General features: G+C 34.5%; 5 protein-coding genes. 2 read left to right on the top strand and 3 right to left on the bottom strand.

From position 1 onward, the window contains the following. Positions 1-227: 227 nt before the first annotated feature. The gene (locus BFP75_RS21655; protein WP_165776519.1) at positions 228-386 is read right to left on the bottom strand and encodes a hypothetical protein; all 159 of its coding nucleotides are present in this window, start codon (positions 384-386) and stop codon (positions 228-230) included. 265 nt (positions 387-651) lie between these two features. Further along, entirely contained in the window at positions 652-891 is a 240-nt protein-coding gene (locus BFP75_RS01705) for a hypothetical protein (RefSeq protein WP_099542955.1), read from the bottom strand. 50 nt (positions 892-941) lie between these two features. Between BFP75_RS01705 and BFP75_RS01700 the strand changes: the two genes are divergently transcribed. After that, the gene (locus BFP75_RS01700) at positions 942-1,160 is read left to right on the top strand and encodes a hypothetical protein (RefSeq protein WP_099542954.1); all 219 of its coding nucleotides are present in this window, start codon (positions 942-944) and stop codon (positions 1,158-1,160) included. Between the two features lie 259 nt (positions 1,161-1,419). On the opposite strand, the gene BFP75_RS21650 is transcribed toward BFP75_RS01700, so the two are convergent. Beyond that, positions 1,420-1,578 (bottom strand): hypothetical protein, encoded by a 159-nt coding sequence (locus BFP75_RS21650; protein ID WP_165776518.1) that lies wholly within the window; start codon positions 1,576-1,578, stop codon positions 1,420-1,422. A gap of 129 nt (positions 1,579-1,707) precedes the next feature. Between BFP75_RS21650 and BFP75_RS01690 the strand changes: the two genes are divergently transcribed. After that, positions 1,708-2,769 carry a DUF4917 family protein gene (locus BFP75_RS01690; RefSeq protein ID WP_099542956.1) on the top strand — a complete coding sequence of 354 codons (1,062 nt, stop codon included), beginning with the start codon at positions 1,708-1,710 and terminating at the stop codon, positions 2,767-2,769. Positions 2,770-2,959: the final 190 nt, after the last annotated feature.

Raw genomic sequence — 2,959 nt, 5'->3', positions numbered from 1 at the left:
TCCAGACGTTACTCCAGCGCATAAGGGACTTACACCCTCTAAATAAATTCTTATATTGCTATAAGATAAAGATGCCCATACTGGGCACACACAACGTGTATAATTTATTGCTAGTTCTAGCCTACTTACGAAAATCCTCGCGGATTTTCTATTCGGTTTGTATTTGCTAAATTAGGTGCTTAAAACACGCAACAAACCATATACAACAACGATGATGTACAATTCACCTAAAGGTGAACCCAAGTCGCTACATTGTCGCCAAAGGCTCCAATTCCCGCCCCTTGGGATTTGTACATCATCGCAGGGCCATGCCAGTTTGCATAATCCGTAGGATGAGGGACCACCCAGCCTATCACCTTTAGGCGCCATCGAGGAAAACTGTACATATCAACGGCTATATGCAACCTGGCCACGTTCAACACGTATTTGTAAATTTATCCCAACAAGTTGCGTAAATTTAAAATCCGTAACGTGGCTTCACATAGCCCTGCGTTGTGTGTCATTTAAAAACCGAACTCAATAAAATGATTTTAAAATACCATAATGGTAATTATAATTACGACAACAAAATTAATTACTCATTGGTTGATTTTCATATTGAAAATAATGGATATTTACTTTTGTTGAGCATTTTAATGGAAATACTATCTACTAAACAACTTTAGTTTCTATATTCCATTGGGTTCTTAATAAATCATCAATGAACTGCCAAAAACCATCTTTGTTCAAGACTATAAGTTTAGGTTTTGAATCTGACTTTTTCAGTTCGGAATCAATCTTCTTCCAGTAATCTAACCAAGTGGTTTCGTTCTCTGACTTTTTAATTGACTTGTCAAAAGGAATATATCCGATTGACCAATGATTGTGATTTTTAACAATTAGGTCTGACATAATTCTCTTTACGCAGAAAAGAATATCGTGTAACTAAATAAAAACATCAAATGAATACAATCGAAAAATTAAAACAAACCACAGATTCTTATAAAAAAGAATACTATGAAAAATACACTAAAGGCAATGTTGCTAAAAACGTAATGCTTGTTAGCGAACTACAATTAAAACTTGCAGAGGATTTAAAATCCATTTCGTCAAGCATTGACCATGAACAACTAATCAAAGACCTTCACAAGGATTTTATTGATTTTTCGACAAATCTTTAAATCCTTGTTTATTTTTCATGTGTTCTACTGCTAACTTAACACCTTCAAACTCGTCGTCGGACAAATTTAGAACTTGTTTAGCTTTTAATAGATTGGATTCAACTGACATAAAAAACGCCACACAACACCGTATAAAATTAATTGCTAGTTGTTTCCTCTTTGGAAACTTATTGCGTGATTCTTTTGTATTGCTTATTTTTAAAGTTAATATTTAGTACACGCAACTAATCTTATACAATCACGATGATGTACAATTCACCTAAAGGTGAACCCAAGTCGCTACATTGTCGCCAAAGGCTCCAATTCCCGCCCCTTGGGAATTGTACATCATCGCAGGGCCATGCCAGTTTGCATAATCCGTAGGATGAGGGGCCATCAAACCTATCACCTTTAGGCGCCATCGAGGAAAACTGTACATATCAACGGCTATATGCAACCTGGCCACGTTCAACACGTATTTTAAATTTATCCCAACAAGTTGCGTAAATTTAAAACCCGTAACGTGGCTTCACATAGCCCTGCGTTGTATGCAATTAAAACCAACAATATGGAAATAGACAAACTAATGACTTACCAAGAAGTTGTCTCTTCTCTTAACAAGAAGAAAAGGACAAAGCATTTACTATTTGGTAATGGATTTAGTATGGCTTTTGACAACAATATTTTCTCGTATAATGCATTAAGTAAATTTATCGAAGATAGTGGCGACCCAATGGTCACAAAACTTTTTGAAAGATTAAACACAAAGAATTTTGAGTTAATAATGCAACAACTTGATAACTTTTGTGAAATAGCAGATTTATTTAGTGATGACAAAACTTTAGTTCCTAAAATAAAAGCAGTTACGGAACAGCTAAAAAACAGCCTAATAGATGCAGTAAAAGAATTACATCCCGAACACGTCTTTAAAATTCCTGATGAAAAAAGTGAATCTTGTATGAAATTTTTGCAAGAATACATATCTCGTGATGGATTAGTTTTCTCGACTAATTACGATTTATTATTATACTGGGTTTTAATGAGAAATCAAGTAAAAAATGCAATTGATGGATTTGGACGGGATTTAGAAACCGATTTAGATAGCGGAGAATATATTCCGCCAGAGGATTTTGAGTATTCCGAATTGAGATGGGGAAAGTATAAAAAAGAAATGACCGTATTTCATTTACACGGAACTTTACCAATTTTCGATACAGGAATAAACATTGTAAAAGTTGAATATGACAATGCTCATTATCTACTTGAGAATGTAAAGGAAAGAATTGACCACAAAGAATATCCAATTTTTGTAACTGCTGGTAATGGACAGGAAAAACTGAACCATATTATGCACAATAAATATCTGACTCATTGTTATGACCAATTGTGTGCAATCGAGGGTTCACTTGTCACTTTCGGATTTAATTTCGGAGAGTATGATTATCACATTATAGACGCGGTTAATAAAGCTGCTAAAATGGGACAAAAAGTGAAAGACAAACTTTGGAGTGTTTACATCGGAGTTTATTCGGATGAGAATTTAGAGTATATAAATGAGATTAAGGACAAATTCAAATGTAAAGTAACGCCTTATAATGCTCGAACTGCTAACATTTGGAATAATAAATAACTGCATACAACAATGGCTCCTATGAAAAGCCCTAGTCCAGTTCTCTAAAGTTAGTATTTAATTTTCAATTACTTCATAATGATGGTTTTGGGGTGTTGAATCGTTGATAATTCCGATAGGATTATCAACCATTCAATACCATATAACTTGCTCGGCATCCTATATGTGATACACCGTTATCGGCGTTCAC

This window comes from Maribacter sp. 4G9 (assembly GCF_002742265.1).
Taxonomy (GTDB): Bacteria; Bacteroidota; Bacteroidia; order Flavobacteriales; family Flavobacteriaceae; genus Maribacter.
The sequence above is the reverse complement of the archived record's forward strand: the minus strand, read 5'-3'. Positions and strand labels throughout refer to the sequence as shown.